The 15149-nt window shown below is 35.9% G+C and carries 15 protein-coding genes and 1 tRNA gene; 12 read left to right on the top strand and 4 right to left on the bottom strand.

All coding sequences use genetic code 11. From position 1 onward, the window contains the following. Positions 1 to 71: 71 nt before the first annotated feature. The 9 genes from I586_RS02670 (at position 72) to I586_RS02630 (ending at position 8917) form a co-directional block, all read left to right on the top strand. Entirely contained in the window at positions 72 to 2264 is a 2193-nt protein-coding gene (locus tag I586_RS02670; protein WP_010764714.1) for a Tex family protein, read from the top strand. A 2-nt stretch (positions 2265 to 2266) separates the two neighbouring features. After that, a complete protein-coding gene (locus tag I586_RS02665; protein WP_010764715.1) occupies positions 2267 to 2755 on the top strand; it encodes a SprT family protein in 489 nt (162 codons plus the stop codon). Positions 2756 to 2845: 90 nt separating this feature from the next. Beyond that, complete coding sequence (locus tag I586_RS02660; RefSeq protein ID WP_010764716.1) at positions 2846 to 3571, top strand: ElyC/SanA/YdcF family protein; 726 nt, start codon at positions 2846 to 2848, stop codon at positions 3569 to 3571. Positions 3572 to 3647: 76 nt separating this feature from the next. Continuing rightward, a tRNA-Leu gene (locus I586_RS02655) sits at positions 3648 to 3730 on the top strand. Positions 3731 to 3933: 203 nt separating this feature from the next. Beyond that, a complete protein-coding gene (locus I586_RS02650) occupies positions 3934 to 4443 on the top strand; it encodes a hypothetical protein (protein ID WP_010764717.1) in 510 nt (169 codons plus the stop codon). A 108-nt stretch (positions 4444 to 4551) separates the two neighbouring features. After that, positions 4552 to 4998 (top strand): hypothetical protein, encoded by a 447-nt coding sequence (locus tag I586_RS02645; RefSeq protein WP_010764718.1) that lies wholly within the window; start codon positions 4552 to 4554, stop codon positions 4996 to 4998. After that, on the top strand, positions 4999 to 5730 hold the full coding sequence (locus tag I586_RS02640; RefSeq protein WP_010764719.1) for a hypothetical protein: 732 nt from the start codon (positions 4999 to 5001) through the stop codon (positions 5728 to 5730). It abuts the gene before it with no gap. Between the two features lie 113 nt (positions 5731 to 5843). Further along, entirely contained in the window at positions 5844 to 7493 is a 1650-nt protein-coding gene (locus tag I586_RS02635; protein WP_010764720.1) for a glycoside hydrolase family 13 protein, read from the top strand. Between the two features lie 206 nt (positions 7494 to 7699). Continuing rightward, positions 7700 to 8917 (top strand): pyridoxal phosphate-dependent aminotransferase, encoded by a 1218-nt coding sequence (locus I586_RS02630; protein ID WP_010764721.1) that lies wholly within the window; start codon positions 7700 to 7702, stop codon positions 8915 to 8917. An 86-nt stretch (positions 8918 to 9003) separates the two neighbouring features. Here I586_RS02630 and I586_RS17345 read toward each other — a convergent pair whose 3' ends face one another. Further along, positions 9004 to 9180: a hypothetical protein gene (locus I586_RS17345; RefSeq protein WP_010764722.1), complete on the bottom strand. Its 177-nt coding sequence runs from the start codon at positions 9178 to 9180 to the stop codon at positions 9004 to 9006. 191 nt (positions 9181 to 9371) lie between these two features. On the opposite strand from I586_RS17345, the gene I586_RS02625 reads away from it, so the two are divergent. The 3 genes from I586_RS02625 to I586_RS02615 all read left to right on the top strand — a co-directional run bounded on the left by I586_RS02625 (position 9372) and on the right by I586_RS02615 (position 12061). After that, on the top strand, positions 9372 to 10199 hold the full coding sequence (locus tag I586_RS02625; protein WP_010764723.1) for a helix-turn-helix domain-containing protein: 828 nt from the start codon (positions 9372 to 9374) through the stop codon (positions 10197 to 10199). 103 nt (positions 10200 to 10302) lie between these two features. Then, on the top strand, positions 10303 to 11451 hold the full coding sequence (gene nagA, locus I586_RS02620) for an N-acetylglucosamine-6-phosphate deacetylase (RefSeq protein WP_010764724.1): 1149 nt from the start codon (positions 10303 to 10305) through the stop codon (positions 11449 to 11451). Positions 11452 to 11575: 124 nt separating this feature from the next. Continuing rightward, the gene (locus I586_RS02615; protein WP_010764725.1) at positions 11576 to 12061 is read left to right on the top strand and encodes a hypothetical protein; all 486 of its coding nucleotides are present in this window, start codon (positions 11576 to 11578) and stop codon (positions 12059 to 12061) included. Positions 12062 to 12137: 76 nt separating this feature from the next. Here the strand turns inward: I586_RS02615 and I586_RS02610 are convergent, their stop codons facing one another. The 3 genes from I586_RS02610 to I586_RS02600 form a co-directional block, all read right to left on the bottom strand. Beyond that, complete coding sequence (locus I586_RS02610) at positions 12138 to 12887, bottom strand: TIGR03915 family putative DNA repair protein (RefSeq protein ID WP_010764726.1); 750 nt, start codon at positions 12885 to 12887, stop codon at positions 12138 to 12140. After that, on the bottom strand, positions 12877 to 14190 hold the full coding sequence (locus I586_RS02605; protein WP_010764727.1) for a putative DNA modification/repair radical SAM protein: 1314 nt from the start codon (positions 14188 to 14190) through the stop codon (positions 12877 to 12879). Before I586_RS02605 ends, I586_RS02610 begins: the two co-directional genes overlap by 11 nt. A gap of 133 nt (positions 14191 to 14323) precedes the next feature. Then, positions 14324 to 15136, bottom strand: a complete 813-nt coding sequence (locus tag I586_RS02600) for a Cof-type HAD-IIB family hydrolase (RefSeq protein WP_010764728.1) — start codon at positions 15134 to 15136, stop codon at positions 14324 to 14326. Between the last annotated feature and the right edge of the window lie 13 nt (positions 15137 to 15149).

Below are 15149 nucleotides of genomic sequence, written 5' to 3'. Positions count from 1 at the left end.
CCTCCTCCTATATTTCAAAGAGAAAATATGCTAAAATGAAACAGTATGTTAATGAAGAGAGGTATGTAAATATGGCAGAAGCTTATAACCAAGAAGTAGTTGATTTACTTCAGAAAGAATTAAAGGACTATCGTCCTAAACAAATAACAACAGTGCTGACTTTGTTGAATGAAGGCAACACTGTTCCTTTTATTGCTCGTTATCGTAAGGAAATGACAGGCAGTTTAGATGAAGTTCAAATTCGTGAAATCGAAGAACGCTATACTTACTTAGGCAATCTAGAAAAACGTAAAGAAGAAGTTTTACGTTTGATTGAAGAACAAGGCAAACTAACAGAAGAATTAGCTAAATCCATTCAAAAAGCGACGAAAATGCAGCAAGTAGAAGACCTGTATCGTCCATATAAACAAAAACGCCGTACAAAAGCAACAATTGCTAAAGAAAAAGGATTAGAACCTTTGGCAGATTGGTTAATGAGCTTTCCGGCTCAAGCAGACGTAATGACAGAGGCGCAAGCGTATGTTGATGCAGATAAAGAAGTTGAATCAGCTGAATCGGCATTATTGGGAGCGCATGAGATCATCGCTGAACGTGTAAGTGATGAACCAAAATTCCGTTCATGGATTCGTGATTTCACGTTTAAACATGGTCAATATGTCAGCACAGTTAAAGATAAAGAAAAAGATGAGAAGTCTGTTTATGAAATGTATTATGATTTTTCAGAGCCACTTAGTAAAATGGTTTCGCACAGAGTGTTGGCCACAAATCGTGGCGAAAAAGAAGATATCTTGAAAGTTGCACTTTTAGTAGAAGAGGACAAAATAGCTTCTTATTTGGATCGTCAACTAATTGGAGACAACAAACAGTCACCAACAGCAATTTATGTTGAAACAGCCTACTTAGATAGCTATAAACGATTTATTGGCCCTGCAATCGAGCGAGAGATTCGCAATGAATTAACTGAAAAAGCCGATGAACAAGCAATTAATATCTTTGGCGAAAATTTGCGTAATTTATTATTACAACCACCGTTGAAAGGCAAAGTTGTTTTAGGGTTTGACCCAGCTTACCGAACAGGATGTAAAATGGCGATCGTAGATGCTACCGGAAAAGTATTAGCTATCCAAGTGATTTATCCTCACAAACCAGCCTCAGGAGAAAAACGAGCAGCAGCTGGTCCTGCGTTCAACAAATTGATTGAACAGTACCAAGTTGAAATGGTGGCAATTGGCAATGGTACAGCTAGTCGTGAATCAGAACTGTTTGTTGCAGAGCAGTTAAAACAGATCAAACGTGATGTTTTTTATGTGATCGTCAATGAAGCAGGTGCGTCTGTTTATTCTGCAAGTGATGTTGCAAGAAATGAATTTCCAGACTTACAAGTAGAGGAAAGAAGTGCTGTCAGCATTGCAAGACGTTTGCAAGATCCGTTAGCAGAACTTGTAAAAATAGATCCTAAAGCAGTTGGTGTGGGACAATATCAGCATGATGTTTCGCAAAAACGTCTAGCAGAACAATTAGATTTTGTTGTAGAAACGGCTGTTAACCAAGTTGGTGTCAATGTTAATACAGCGAGTCCACAGCTTTTACAACATATTTCAGGTCTAAATAAAACCACTGCGCAAAACTTAATGGCTTACCGTGACGAAAATGGTGCGTTTACAGCTCGTAATCAAGTAAAAAAAGTGCCTCGTTTAGGACCAAAAGCGTATGAGCAAGCGATTGGATTCTTGCGTATTCCAAACGGAAAAAATATATTGGATAATACGGGGATTCACCCAGAAAGTTACGATATAGCGAAAGCAATTTTAGAAAAAGCTGGTGTTAAATTAGCTGAATTAGGTACTCCTGAAGCTGCCCAAAGCATAAAAGGGCTGGCACTTGCACAGTTAGAAGCAGACCTTGAGGTTGGGAGCGAGACACTAAAAGATATTATTGCTGCGTTGGTTCAACCAGGACGAGATATGCGTGACGAAATGCCAGCACCTCTTTTAAGAAAAGACGTGTTATCAATGGAAGATCTAAAATCTGGGATGGAATTGCAAGGAACAGTTCGCAATGTAATTGATTTTGGTGCATTTGTTGATATCGGTGTGAAACAAGATGGATTAGTGCATATTTCAAAATTAAGTTCAAAATTTGTTAAACATCCTACCGACATTGTCGCTGTAGGAGATGTTGTAACTGTTTGGGTGGAAGATGTGGATACCAAGAAAGGGCGCATCAGCTTAACGATGTTGCCGCGAGCTGAAAGGAAAGAATAGTCTTGAGTCGTTTTTCTAAAGAAGGAAAAGCTACACAGCAAGAGTTAACAGATAATCAATTACAAGCGCTGGTTGAAGAAACGTCACTGACTTTTTTTAAGAAAAGCTTTCAACACAAAGCCTTTTTTAATCGACGCTTGAGAACAACTGGCGGACGCTACCATTTAAGTTCACATAATATTGATTTTAATCCTAAAGTATTTGAACTCTATGGGGAATCAGAATTACTCAATGTCATTAAGCATGAATTGTGTCATTATCATCTTCATTTAGAGGGTAGAGGATATCAACATAAAGATGCGGAATTTAAAGCATTACTGAAACAAACTGGTGGCAGTCGCTATGTCCGACCGTTGGCAGAACAAAAACCGCAATCTTATCATCAATACCAGTGTGAAAAATGCCAAACATTGATTTTACGGAAGCGAAGGATCAACACACAACGCTTTGTTTGTGGGAAATGCCAAGGGAAATTAGTCGAATTGAATTAAATTTAGCTAGCATAGAATAAATACCGTCTTTTCGTTTATTAGAAAAGACGGTATTATTATAGAAGAAGCCATACAGAAAAGAGGGAGAATATGATCCAACATTGGAATACGGTTATCGATTATTTATCCGCACAAGAACAGTTAACTGAAGGATACGATCTTGCAATACTTGCCGGAAATAGTCTACCTTATCTTGCGGATGAGTTGATCGATTTATATGAACGAGATGTAGTCAATAGGGTTATGTTAGTCGGTGGAATAGGCCATGCTACACCTTTTTTGCGCGAAAACTTTAAAAAGATGGGAATAGTTGTTGACGGGCTAAGTGAAACTGAAATATATTTAGACTATTTTAAACAAAAATATACATTAGAGAGAGAACTATTTTTAACTGAAGCCAGTTCAACTAATTCTGGAGAAAATGCCCGATTTTCTTTAAATACTGTAAAAGCTGAAGGGCTATATCCAAAGAACGTTTTACTATTACAAGATCCTATTTTACAACGAAGGATCAAAGCCACTTTTCAAAAGGAATGGGCAGATATGGAAACAGTTTTTACAAATTATGTTCCAACTATCCCACTTGTGAAAAGCGTTGAAGAATCAATTTATTTTGAAGACGAACAACTAAATGGTCTTTGGAGCAAAGAATATTTTCTTTCGTTGGTGTTAGGAGAGATTCCTCGGCTTAGAAATGATGAGCATGGATACGGACCTAAAGGAAGAGGCTATATTAATGCCGTTGAACTACCTCAACATGTGATCCAGTCTTATGACAAGTTGTCTCTAGCTTATGGAACACATGACAAAAGATAACAGTGAAGTTTACATCAATGATTGACAAATGTAAGTGCGTATTTTATCATTGTTTTAGATAATAATGTTATGAATTGCGGTCATGGCGGAATGGCAGACGCGCCAGCTTGAGGGGCTGGTGGGGGCAACCCCGTGGAAGTTCGAGTCTTCTTGGCCGCATCATTCAACTCTAAACCTTGGTATACAGAGGTTTAGGGTTCTTTTTTTTACACTCCATTTTGACTGCGTGAGTTCAAATTCATTCATTTTTTCATGCAGGATACCATGGCTTTAGCTGTATTTAAATGAAAAATCTACTGTTATTTTTCAAGGGATTTTGATAGAATAGATTAGAAAGTCTAGTAAATTGGAGTAACGATTTTATGGAAATGAAACAGTTTGAGCTTCGAATAACGTGGAGAAGTGTTTTGGTGGAATTGATGGGTGGGTTGTTTGTGCTGATTATGACGTTGGGAATAGTCTTTTGGTTTTTACTCCCTGTATTGAAGAATTCGGACTTACTTAATCGTTTTTTCTTGTTTGTATTTGTGGTGATTGCTTTTATGTCAGGGAGCTTTTACTTAGTTTATCTAGCATTAAAGTTTTCGTATATGTTGCTTGTCACAGGAATAAGTGATAGTAAGATGATGTTAACGGATCAGGGGATCATTTATAAAATGGATGAATATGGGTTGACGTATTATGAAAATAGAAAATTACATACAAAAAAATGGACAGATATCATAGATGTAGGGTGTTTCAAACAACAAGATAAAAAGGTGAAGCTGCTTTATAAATATCAGATCAAGTTCACGGATGGTACAGCTCATGAATTTGATCTACGAGGAACGTATCCGACAAAAGAGTTTAAAGTGAAAGTTGAAGAATTTTGATTATTTTACAATTGTTGACGACAAAGAAAAGGTGACAGACAATCTAGTTTGCTACCTTTTTTCTTTAGTAAAATAGAAGAAAGCTATTTAAAATAATGAGGTGAGTAGTTGAAAAATAAATACAGTTTATTGACAAGGAATAACAAAATTATCGCGTGGATTATCGTCATTATCGTTTCTTTGATTGTCTCTTTTTGTCTCAATAGGCATTACTTACAAGCAAAAATGTTTGGCCGTTGGACAGTTATTGACAGTGAAATAAATTATGGTTTAGAAAAAGCGCCCAAAAGTATAACCATTTCATCTTACAAACTGAATCTAGGAAACAAGGTAATACCAATAAAATACACATCAAAATCGACGAGAAGTACTTTTAAGCGACTAGATGAAAAAAACGAAATTTATTATTTCTTTAAACAGGATTCGAGTGATGACAACTATCGTTACATGTTGATTTTCAACAAAGAGGATACTGAAAAAATGCAGTTACTCTCATTTGAAAATTCAGGTGATGATGGTCAAATCAATTGGTTTAGCTTAGAAAGGAGCGAGTAGATGGTTAAAACAATGAGCAAAGAGACATTGCAAATAAAGTACAGATTTAAACCTTTTATAACGATATTAAGTATTGTATTCTCATTGTGCATTGGAATAGGAATATATTCAATTAGAAATTTAAACGAGCCATTTTTATTGATTCTATTATTTAGTTTAATGCTATTATTTTTATTTGCTGGTGTGATGCAAGTAGTATTGGTAAACAAAGAATATCACGTTTTTATTGATAGGAAAAAAATGGAAATGGTTCTTGACATGGGAATTAGAAAGAAGAAAGTAATTGATTTGTCGGTTATAAAAGGATTCTCAAGCAGGGTTCAACGGAATAATAGCACTACTTTTTATGTCTTGCAATTTTTAACGACCCCAACACAGTGGGGCGAATTTTATCACAAAAATGACTCTAAACTAGCGTTTTACAATTCTGAATACGAAGCAATGTACATCGTTGTTTCTTTGACAAATCAAAAAGAGGAAGACCTGAAAAAGATAAACAAGTTTCTAATAGATGCTGGAATAGAAGTGGTTGATTTTCAACCGTCTGTTTTAGGATCTTATCCTGGTATACTTAAAAAAGCTGTTCAGGTTGATGAAAGTCACACTCCACTAGAGAAAAAACAAAAAAGACGACAATTACTCAGTTACTTTTTAGCTAGGTTACTGTTTATGGTTATCGTATTTCATTTCGTGGTTTCCTTTATTGGTATTTTTCACGGAATATATTGGTAAGGTACTATTGGATCATAATTTTATATAAAGGTAAGATAGTTTTATGCGTTTCAGATACACTTTTTCGTCGTATCTTATATAATGAAAAGAAAGATAAATTAGAGGTGATATAGATGGCAATCAAACGTGCATGGTGGAAAGAAGCAGTTGGCTATCAAATTTACCCAGCTAGTTTTCTGGATACAAATAGCGATGGAATTGGTGATTTGAATGGTATCCGGGCAAAGTTAGATTACCTTAAAGAGTTGGGGATTGGATTTATTTGGATTACCCCAATCTATGAATCACCTAATGTAGACAATGGGTATGATATTAGTGATTATCAAAAGATACTCCATACGTTTGGTACAATGGAAGAATTTGATTTGTTACTTGAAGAAGCCCATCAATTGGGAATTAAGGTGATCATGGATTTAGTGATCAATCACACATCGAATCAACATTCATGGTTTATCGAATCAAGATCTTCTGTAAAGGATGATTATCGCGACTACTATATTTGGGCAGATGGAACGATTGATGGGCCACCTAATGATTGGGTTTCTATTTTTGGCGGATCTGCTTGGGAATATGATGAGACGACAAATCAATATTATCTCCATGTTTTTGCAAAAGAACAACCTGACCTTAATTGGGAAAATCCTCGAGTGAAGCGAGAATTATTTTCTATGATTGACTGGTGGCTGGATAAAGGCATTGATGGTTTTCGAGTGGATGCTATTTCGCATATAAAAAAAGCAACACTCGATACGCCATTAGGGGATGATCCCTTTGCTTCGTTTAAAAATGTTCCTGGAATAGAAACACATTTAGAAGAGTTACGAACTATTTTTAAAAAAAGAGACATTCTAACAGTCGGAGAAGCAAATGGTGTCAGTGCGGCTGAAGCCCATCAGTGGGTAGGGGAAACAGAGGGATATTTCAATATGTTGTTTGAGTTCGATCATATATCCCTTTGGAATAAAGAGGAACAAGAGACATTAGATGTCATTCATTTTAAGCAGGCACTAACGGCTTGGCAAGAGGCATTAGCCGACGGTCGTGGTTGGAATGCGCTCTATATGGAAAATCATGACATTCCTCGATCGGTTTCAAGTTTTGGTAGTGAGGAAAAGGTGTTTTGGCAAGCATCTGCTAAGGCCTTATCGCTAACATTTTTGCTACTTCAAGGTACACCTTTTATTTATCAAGGACAAGAAATTGGTATGACTAATATGCCATTTGCTTCAATTGAGGATATTGATGCAGTTGACACGAAGAATTTTTATCATGAAATGATTCATGCTGGTGTAGAACCTGCAAAAGCAATGAATGTAATCCGCAGGACCGCAAGAGATAATGCTAGAACACCGATGCAGTGGACAGCAGAGGAATACGCAGGCTTTTCGAAGAGAAAACCTTGGATGGTGATCAATCCAAATAAACAAGAAATCAACGTGCTGGATGAGTTACAGGACCAAAATTCTGTTTTGAATTTTTACAAAGAAGTCATTCAATTAAGAAATGAAAATCAAGCACTGATCTACGGTGACTATAAATTATATTTACCAGACCACCAACAGCTATTTGTTTACGGACGCCGTTTGGGAGATGAACGATTTGTAGTGATCATCAATTTATCAAAGGACTTTGCTTCTGCTGATTTACCAGAAAATGTTCAAATCGAAGATTGGATTCTTCAGTTATGTAATCTCAATGATCACACGATACATCAACATACGCTTTTTGCTCCTTATGAAGCAAGAGTTTATAAACATAAATAAAAGAAGAGCTGATTTCTTTTTTGATGAAAAGAAATCAGCTGTTTTTTTGCTAATTATGATAACGGATACTTCACATATTCTAGTGAAACTTGAAAAGAGTATCTCACTGGAGTCTTTTTTTTTAGAAAATTTGCAATTTATCATTGCTTTTTTTTTCTAGGTGGCGTAACTTTAAAGATATAAATTTTGAAAATGAGGGATACAGTATGAGAAATTTTGAGAAATCTAACAAACTTGATGGTGTCAGTTATGACGTACGTGGTCCGGTTTTAGAAGAAGCGGACAGAATGCACGAAGAAGGCATTCGAATTTTGAAACTTAATACTGGTAATCCCGCCCCCTTTGGTTTTGATGCGCCAAATGAAGTGGTACGAGACATGATCATGAATGTTCGCAACTCTGAAGGGTATTCTGATTCAAAAGGAATCTTTTCAGCCCGTAAAGCAATTGAACAATATTGCCAAGTTAAAGGATTTCCTAATGTGACGATCAATGATATTTATACAGGTAATGGTGTCAGCGAATTGATTACAATGTGCATGCAAGGTTTACTGAATAATGGGGATGAAGTGCTAGTTCCGATGCCAGATTATCCTTTATGGACTGCATCAGTATCACTAGCTGGCGGAAATCCGGTCCATTACATTTGTGATGAACAAGCTGAATGGTATCCAGATATCGACGATATAAAAGCAAAAGTTACAACAAATACAAAAGCAATCGTTTTAATCAACCCAAATAATCCAACTGGTGCATTATACCCGAAAGAAATTCTTGAACAGATTGTTGAGGTAGCAAGGCAGAATGATTTGATCATTTTTTCAGATGAAATTTATGATCGTTTAGTGATGGATGGCTTAACACATATTCCAATCGCTACATTAGCACCAGATTTGTTTGTTGTTACTTTGAACGGACTATCTAAATCGCATCGAGTTGCAGGCTTCCGTTGTGGCTGGATGGTATTAAGCGGAAATAAAAAACATGTTAAAGGATATATAGAAGGGCTAAATATGCTTGCATCTATGCGTTTGTGTTCTAATGTACTATCTCAGCAAATCATCCAAACCGCATTAGGCGGCTACCAAAGCGTAGACGACTTACTATTGCCAGGTGGTAGAATTTATGAACAGCGTGAATATATCTATAATGCGATCAATGATATCCCAGGGTTATCAGCAGTAAAACCTAAAGCGGCATTTTATATTTTTCCAAAGATCGATATTGCCCGCTTCAATATTTATGATGATGAAAAGTTTGTATTAGACTTCCTTCATGAACATCATATTTTACTTGTGCACGGCGGTGGCTTCAACTGGACACAGCCAGATCATTTTAGAATCGTTTATCTACCTAAGATGGAAGACTTGAAATTCACAACTGAAAAAATGCGTGCGTTTTTATCTACTTACAAACAAAAATAATCGAAAAAAAGTGACTCAAAACAAAATACGTTTTGAGTCACTCTCGTTTTTAGGGATACGTTGTACAAAGTAATGAAAAAAGATTACTACTCTGCAGTTTGGCAATTTTTTTTACTAATTATCATGCGGTTTGTATACTTTTCTTCCATGTCTGGACTTGGATCTGAAACAACAATCAAATAAGCATTTTCATATTCTTTCTCAACATAACCTTTATAGCTATTTTTTTCCCAACTAAAGCTAACTTGTTTCTCCTGTGTCATAAGTAACACCCCTTATTTGCAAAGCAAAATTTTTTTAAATCGTCTCGTTTAAGTAGTAGGTAATGTTCTTGCAGTATATTATGCAATAAAGTACAATAAATGCATAATGCGAATTCGCATATTTTGCATTTTGGGTTAATAAAACTTCAGTTTACGTAATAGATTATGGAAATTATCTTAGGAGTGGAAGTATGGATTCTTTTGGAGCAGTTATTAAGGAAATTCGTAAGAATAGAAAGCTGACACAAAAAATGTTATCAGAAGACATTTGTTCACAAAGTGTATTAAGCAGAATAGAGAACAATGAGGAATTACCAAATGTAGTAGTGATGCAACAAATTTGTCAGCGCTTAGGTGTGACAATGGATCAAATAATGCAATTCAAATCTGAAGAAGTTCGTTTGATTACGCAAATATTTGAAAAGATAGCAGACTATTTTCGTCATAAAGAATACAAAAAAATAATGACCTATATGCAGGATACTCAAATAGAAGAAAGACTTCATTTAGACACAGATTGGCAACGCTATTATTATTATTTAGGTAGTTGTAAATTTTATCTTTGCAATGAGTATGAACAAGCAATACTAGATTTGAAAAAAGGGCTGTCATATACGTATCAAGCAAATAAGGTCAATTTGTCTGATTTTGAAATTCAAGTAATAAGCTGTATAGGGAGTACGTATAGCAGTATTGGGCAATTTAGCGAAGCTGAAAAGTATTTAAAATTAAGTATTCACTATTTTCATAAATTACCAAATGAACGAGTGACTGCGGAATTGACTAAGATATTCTATAATTATTCCAAATTTTTAACGGATCAAAAACGACTTGAAGAGGCGCAGATTTATATTGATCAAGGAATTGTTTGGTCGAGACATCGGAATAGCTACTACTTTTTGAGTGAGCTGTTTCAGTTGAAAAGTCAATTGATGGATGTGAAAGGGTTCTCAGATAAAGCAGAAGAGTACCAAATTTTGTCTGAACAGATTCGTCGTATTGAAACAATTAAAATATAAAGAAAGTTAAGTAAATTTTTTCAGTAAAGGTCTACACCATTCTTGACTTTCATTGATTTTAAGAGTAGTTTTAAAGTAGAAAATTAAAGAAAGAAGGATGAAGATGAGAACATTTATCTTTGCTGAAAAGTTCTTTTTAAAAAGTGACGTAAAAGGACCTGGATATTTAGAAATTACAGATGGTTTATTCGGAGATTTCTATAAAGAAGTTCCTGAAAAAGACGCAAACGTAATCAAAGAAGAAGGAAAATGGATTGCACCTGGTTTAGTCGATACACATATTCATGGGTATATGAATCATGATGTGATGGATAGCGATGCTGAAGGCTTGAAAGTGATGTCAGAAGGCTTGCTATCATGTGGCGTAACCTCATTTTTACCAACAACTTTGACTTCAAGTAAAGAACGCTTAAAAGATGTTGCACAAACAATTGGAGAGGTATATCAAGAAGTTCCCGGAGCGAAAGTTCAAGGAATTTATTTTGAAGGACCGTTCTTTACCGAAGAACATAAAGGCGCTCAAAACCCAAGTTACTTTGGTGATCCTGATATAGCAACTTTTAATGAATGGCAAGAGGCTTCAGGCGGTCTAATCAAAAAAATCGCTTTAGCGCCAGAACGTAAAGGGGTTAAAGAATTTGTAAAATCCGTAACAGATGAAGGTGTTGTGGTGGCTTTAGGCCATAGTGACGCAACGTTAGAACAAGCTACCGAAGCGGTAGAGTCTGGAGCAAGCGTTTTTGTGCATGCGTATAACGGAATGCGCGGCTTGAATCATCGTGAACCAGGAATGGTCGGGGCTTTGATGTCATTAAACCATGTATTTTCTGAATTGATTTGTGATGGACATCATGTTCACCCGAATGCAGCAGATATTTTAATGGAAAAAGCAGGACATGATCATGTGGCCTTGATTACAGACTGTATGATGGCTGGCGGTATGCCAGATGGCGACTATAATTTAGGCGAATTTCCAGTTGTTGTTAAAGACGGTACAGCTCGTTTAGAATCTGGCAACTTAGCTGGTAGTATCTTGAAATTAAAAGAAGCGATCAAAAATGTCGTTGACTGGGAGATTGCTACTCCAGAACAAGCAATCATGATGGCAACATTAGTGCCTGCAATTAGTTGTAAAATCGACGATAAATGTGGGATGATTTCTAAAGGTCGAGATGCAGACTTTATCGTATTAAATCCCAATATGGAATTAGACGCAACTTATTTAGATGGTGTGGAACGTTACCGCGCATAATTGAAAAAGTGAGTGAAGTATGACTTTTTAAGTGATACCTCACTCACTCTTTTTTGTCTAAACATAAAAAGCTCTTCACACCTGAAAACTGTATGATATAATCAGTTGGAAGGGAAGTTGAACGATGGAAAACAAAGAAATATCATTTTCAGTTACAGATGTAAAACAGTCTCCTATGACAATTTTTGAAACAGCGAAAGAAATGAACACTGGCGTCTATATTTATAATAGAAAAAAAGTTGCTGGTGTAATGTTGACAGCTGAACAATATGAAGAATTGATCAAGAAAAAAACAAGCGATCAAGGACAAGAAGTGAAGATTGCACAGTTAAATCAAGCCATTCGCCAAAAAATCGCTTTTGGCTCATTGATATCTACTAAGAATTTGGATGATCACTTGGTATCACTAGGTTTTATTAGCCGAAAAGTGGAATCAGAGGACTATAGTGAAATGATGAATGAACTGAATGAAACTGGAAAAATCGATTATCATCTACAGAAAAAAGAGGACAGAACCAATATATTTGCTGAAGTAATTGGAGAACAGAGCAACCAATCTCATTTATCAGACAAAATAATCGTGAAAAAGATTCATCTTAGAGTAGACTAAATCATCAATTGAATTCAAGATGTTATGGACTAAATTTTTATGTCCATAACATCTTTTTTACTGTAAAACGATACGTTTAGTCAAAATCGATCATATGACCACGATATCTTTTAGGTAAATGAGAAAGTTGAAGCTGTTCATTTTTCCGCTCTTTTATCGTAACGGCGTTGAGAAACGTTTGCCAATTATTTTGGATATTCTGCTCAGTATCGTCTGTATTAAATTCAGGTGGGTCACTATTTTCAACAAAGCGAATGTGTCCTTTTTCGATTATCCCAAGTAAATGATGTGTTTCATCATAGATCATGAGCGTTTCTTTTGGATAGCGATGTGCAAAATGAGGACATAGATAGGGTAAAGAAAAGTGCTTAGGAGCAATGCTACTATATAGTAGTTCCCCCACATATTCAAAACGGACAAATCCAGTAAAGAGGTGAACCTCACCAAATAACGCTTTTATCGAGTTATGCAACGTCAAAATAGACTGATGACCCAAGTGATTTGTTAGTAGATCTTTTGATTCTAAAGCAATTAGGATAGCATCTAGTAGACATCGTTCTTTCTCTTTTGCTGAGCAATTGAACCCATCGATAATGAACTGACTATTTTCTTTTCTTAGGCGTTCATTAAGTCGTGTGTAGATTCTTTTTGCTAAACGTTCATCTGTTTCAATCCAGTGACTGAAAAATAAAGACTCAATGGCTGTGTTGGGCGTTATGATCATATCAGGGAATTGTTGTTTTTTGAATGCATGAGAGACAAGCGTTAAAAATCCAGAAAAACTACCATCGTATTCCCAAACCTCACTTGTTTTTTTAATTTGCATAACGAGCTTCCTTTCGTTTAGTTACCTCAAACCGTTCTACATCAAATAGTGATAGTTGTTCTTGATTGGATTGGCTATTCATCTTTTTCAATGTTTCATATTGTCGTGAAGAAATCAAGGAGGAAATGACCCATTGAGGATCATGGATTAATCCAGGTTGACGAGCGCCATTACAACTGACAAAATATTGTGCTCGCTTGATCACGACACCTAATTTCTTTAGATCAGAAAGGTGCAATTGATAATATTTTCGAGCTTTTAAGATATTTAGGGCACTTTTAGGTCCGATTCCTGGAATACGCAATAATTGATCGTAAGATGCAGTTTGAATGTCAATTGGAAACTGTTCATAATTTTGAACGGCCCAGTTAGCTTTGGGGTCCAAATACAAATTGAAGTTAGGTTTGTTTTCGGATAAAATTTCCTCTGCAGAAAAACGATAAAAACGTAATAGCCAATCAGCTTGATATAAACGGTGCTCGCGTAATAATGGCGGATCAGTTGTAATTGCAGGCAATAAAGAATCTTGATTAACGGGAATATAAGCAGAGTAGTAGACACGTTTCAGTTCATATTTTTGATAAAGTCTTTCTGCAATCTTCACAATTGAATAGTCACTTTCGGGAGACGCACCGATGATCATTTGTGTAGATTGACCAGCTGGAACAAATGAAGCACCTCTTCGTAATGCGGGAGTTTGAGAGAATTCTTTTTTCTTGTTAGTAATTTGTTTCATTGGTTTATATAAAGCAAAAGGATCCTTATCTGGTGCTAGTAGTTTGAGACTTTCTCTCGATGGAAGCTCAACGTTTACGCTCATTCGATCAGCTAAAAAACCAAGTTGATCAATTAACTTTTCATCTGCACCTGGAATTGCCTTCACATGTATGTACCCTTTGAAGCCTTTTTCATAACGTAAAATCTTTAGCGTTTTGATCAATAGCTCGCTTGTGTAGTCGACATCTTTTATAATAGCGGAACTAAGAAAGAGTCCTTCAATATAATTTCGCATGTAAAAATCCATTGTTAAATCTGCAACTTCTTGCGGTGTAAAAGTGGCTCGGGGAATAGCATTTGATTTTCGATTAATACAATAGTGACAGTCAAAAATACATGCGTTTGTAAATAACAACTTCAAAAGAGAAACACAACGGCCGTCACTCGTAAAAGAATGACAGATCCCAGCTGCCGAGGTACTTCCTACAGTTCCTTTTCGGGTGTTGTCAGTGACTCCACTACTTGAACATGAAACATCATATTTTGCTGATTCAGCAAGAATTTCTATTTTTCTAGATAGTTCCATTGTCATCCTCTTTTCTATTGATAGAACGTATGTTCTTATTTTAGCAAGAGTAATTCGTTTTGTCAAAAAATAAAAAAGACTAGAAGGAAAACACGAGTTTTTCCTCTAATCTTTATAGTATGATAGAAAAATATTATTGATTCTTTAAATCTAAATACCGTTCTAGATAATCAGCCAAACCATCTTCATCGTTGGTTTTTTCAGTAACATCATTGGCTACGGATTTGATTTGATCTGTAGCATTTTTCATAGCTACGCCCCAACCGACATACTCTAACATTTCTTCATCATTGTGTTCATCGCCAAATGCGATAATATCAGAACGTTTTATATCTAAGTAACGAGCGACTTGTTCAACACCCCTGGCTTTTTGAATCCCTTTAGAAACGATTTCTAAGATAGGAGTTGGGCCGCCCCAAGTTCTAACATCAACATAATCCCCGTATTGTTTCATTAAGGAATCAGAAACATGTGCTGCTTGATCTTTTGAAGTACGAACCATCATTGAGGTCGGATCTGTTACTAGATTTTTTGCTGTTAAAAGGTTGCTTGGCGTCGCTTCTGATGCGAAGAATGTTGAATCAAAGTAATCTAAGCTGTCAATGAAAAAGGTTTCTTTATTTTCTGCCGCAACAAAATCAAGATTCAACGCTTTCTTTTGAGCTAAAATATCAAAAACTAAATCACGTTGTATGCCAGTTTCCTTTTCATCAGCCCATTTTTGTTCAGGCATATGAACAAGTGCTCCATTAAAATTGACCATGGGTGTGTTCAACCCTAATTGACGATAAAACTGACCGCTCATCCGATAAGGACGGCCAGTAACAATGCTAACATAGTGTCCATTTTTGATAGCGTTTTTCAAAGCTTTTTCAGTTGTATTACTAATGAGTGACTGGGCATTTAAAGTTGTACCATCTAAATCGATTGCAATTAATTTTTTCAAAACTGTTCCTCCC

This window comes from Enterococcus moraviensis ATCC BAA-383 (assembly GCF_000407445.1).
GTDB lineage: Bacteria > Bacillota > Bacilli > Lactobacillales > Enterococcaceae > Enterococcus_L > Enterococcus_L moraviensis.
Note: the sequence above shows the minus strand (reverse complement) of the source record. Positions and strands in the feature narration are given on the sequence as shown.

What these genes read in the sequence shown, in the direction of transcription:
- I586_RS02670 (WP_010764714.1), top strand. Translation starts at nt 72, where the DNA reads ATGGCAGAAGCTTATAACCAAGAAGTAGTTGATTTACTTCAGAAAGAA.
- I586_RS02660 (WP_010764716.1), top strand. Translation starts at nt 2,846, where the DNA reads ATGATCCAACATTGGAATACGGTTATCGATTATTTATCCGCACAAGAA.
- I586_RS02650 (WP_010764717.1), top strand. Translation starts at nt 3,934, where the DNA reads ATGGAAATGAAACAGTTTGAGCTTCGAATAACGTGGAGAAGTGTTTTG.
- I586_RS02640 (WP_010764719.1), top strand. Translation starts at nt 4,999, where the DNA reads ATGGTTAAAACAATGAGCAAAGAGACATTGCAAATAAAGTACAGATTT.
- I586_RS02635 (WP_010764720.1), top strand. Translation starts at nt 5,844, where the DNA reads ATGGCAATCAAACGTGCATGGTGGAAAGAAGCAGTTGGCTATCAAATT.
- I586_RS02630 (WP_010764721.1), top strand. Translation starts at nt 7,700, where the DNA reads ATGAGAAATTTTGAGAAATCTAACAAACTTGATGGTGTCAGTTATGAC.
- I586_RS17345 (WP_010764722.1), bottom strand. Translation starts at nt 9,180, where the DNA reads ATGACACAGGAGAAACAAGTTAGCTTTAGTTGGGAAAAAAATAGCTAT.
- I586_RS02625 (WP_010764723.1), top strand. Translation starts at nt 9,372, where the DNA reads ATGGATTCTTTTGGAGCAGTTATTAAGGAAATTCGTAAGAATAGAAAG.
- nagA (WP_010764724.1), top strand. Translation starts at nt 10,303, where the DNA reads ATGAGAACATTTATCTTTGCTGAAAAGTTCTTTTTAAAAAGTGACGTA.
- I586_RS02615 (WP_010764725.1), top strand. Translation starts at nt 11,576, where the DNA reads ATGGAAAACAAAGAAATATCATTTTCAGTTACAGATGTAAAACAGTCT.
- I586_RS02610 (WP_010764726.1), bottom strand. Translation starts at nt 12,887, where the DNA reads ATGCAAATTAAAAAAACAAGTGAGGTTTGGGAATACGATGGTAGTTTT.
- I586_RS02605 (WP_010764727.1), bottom strand. Translation starts at nt 14,190, where the DNA reads ATGGAACTATCTAGAAAAATAGAAATTCTTGCTGAATCAGCAAAATAT.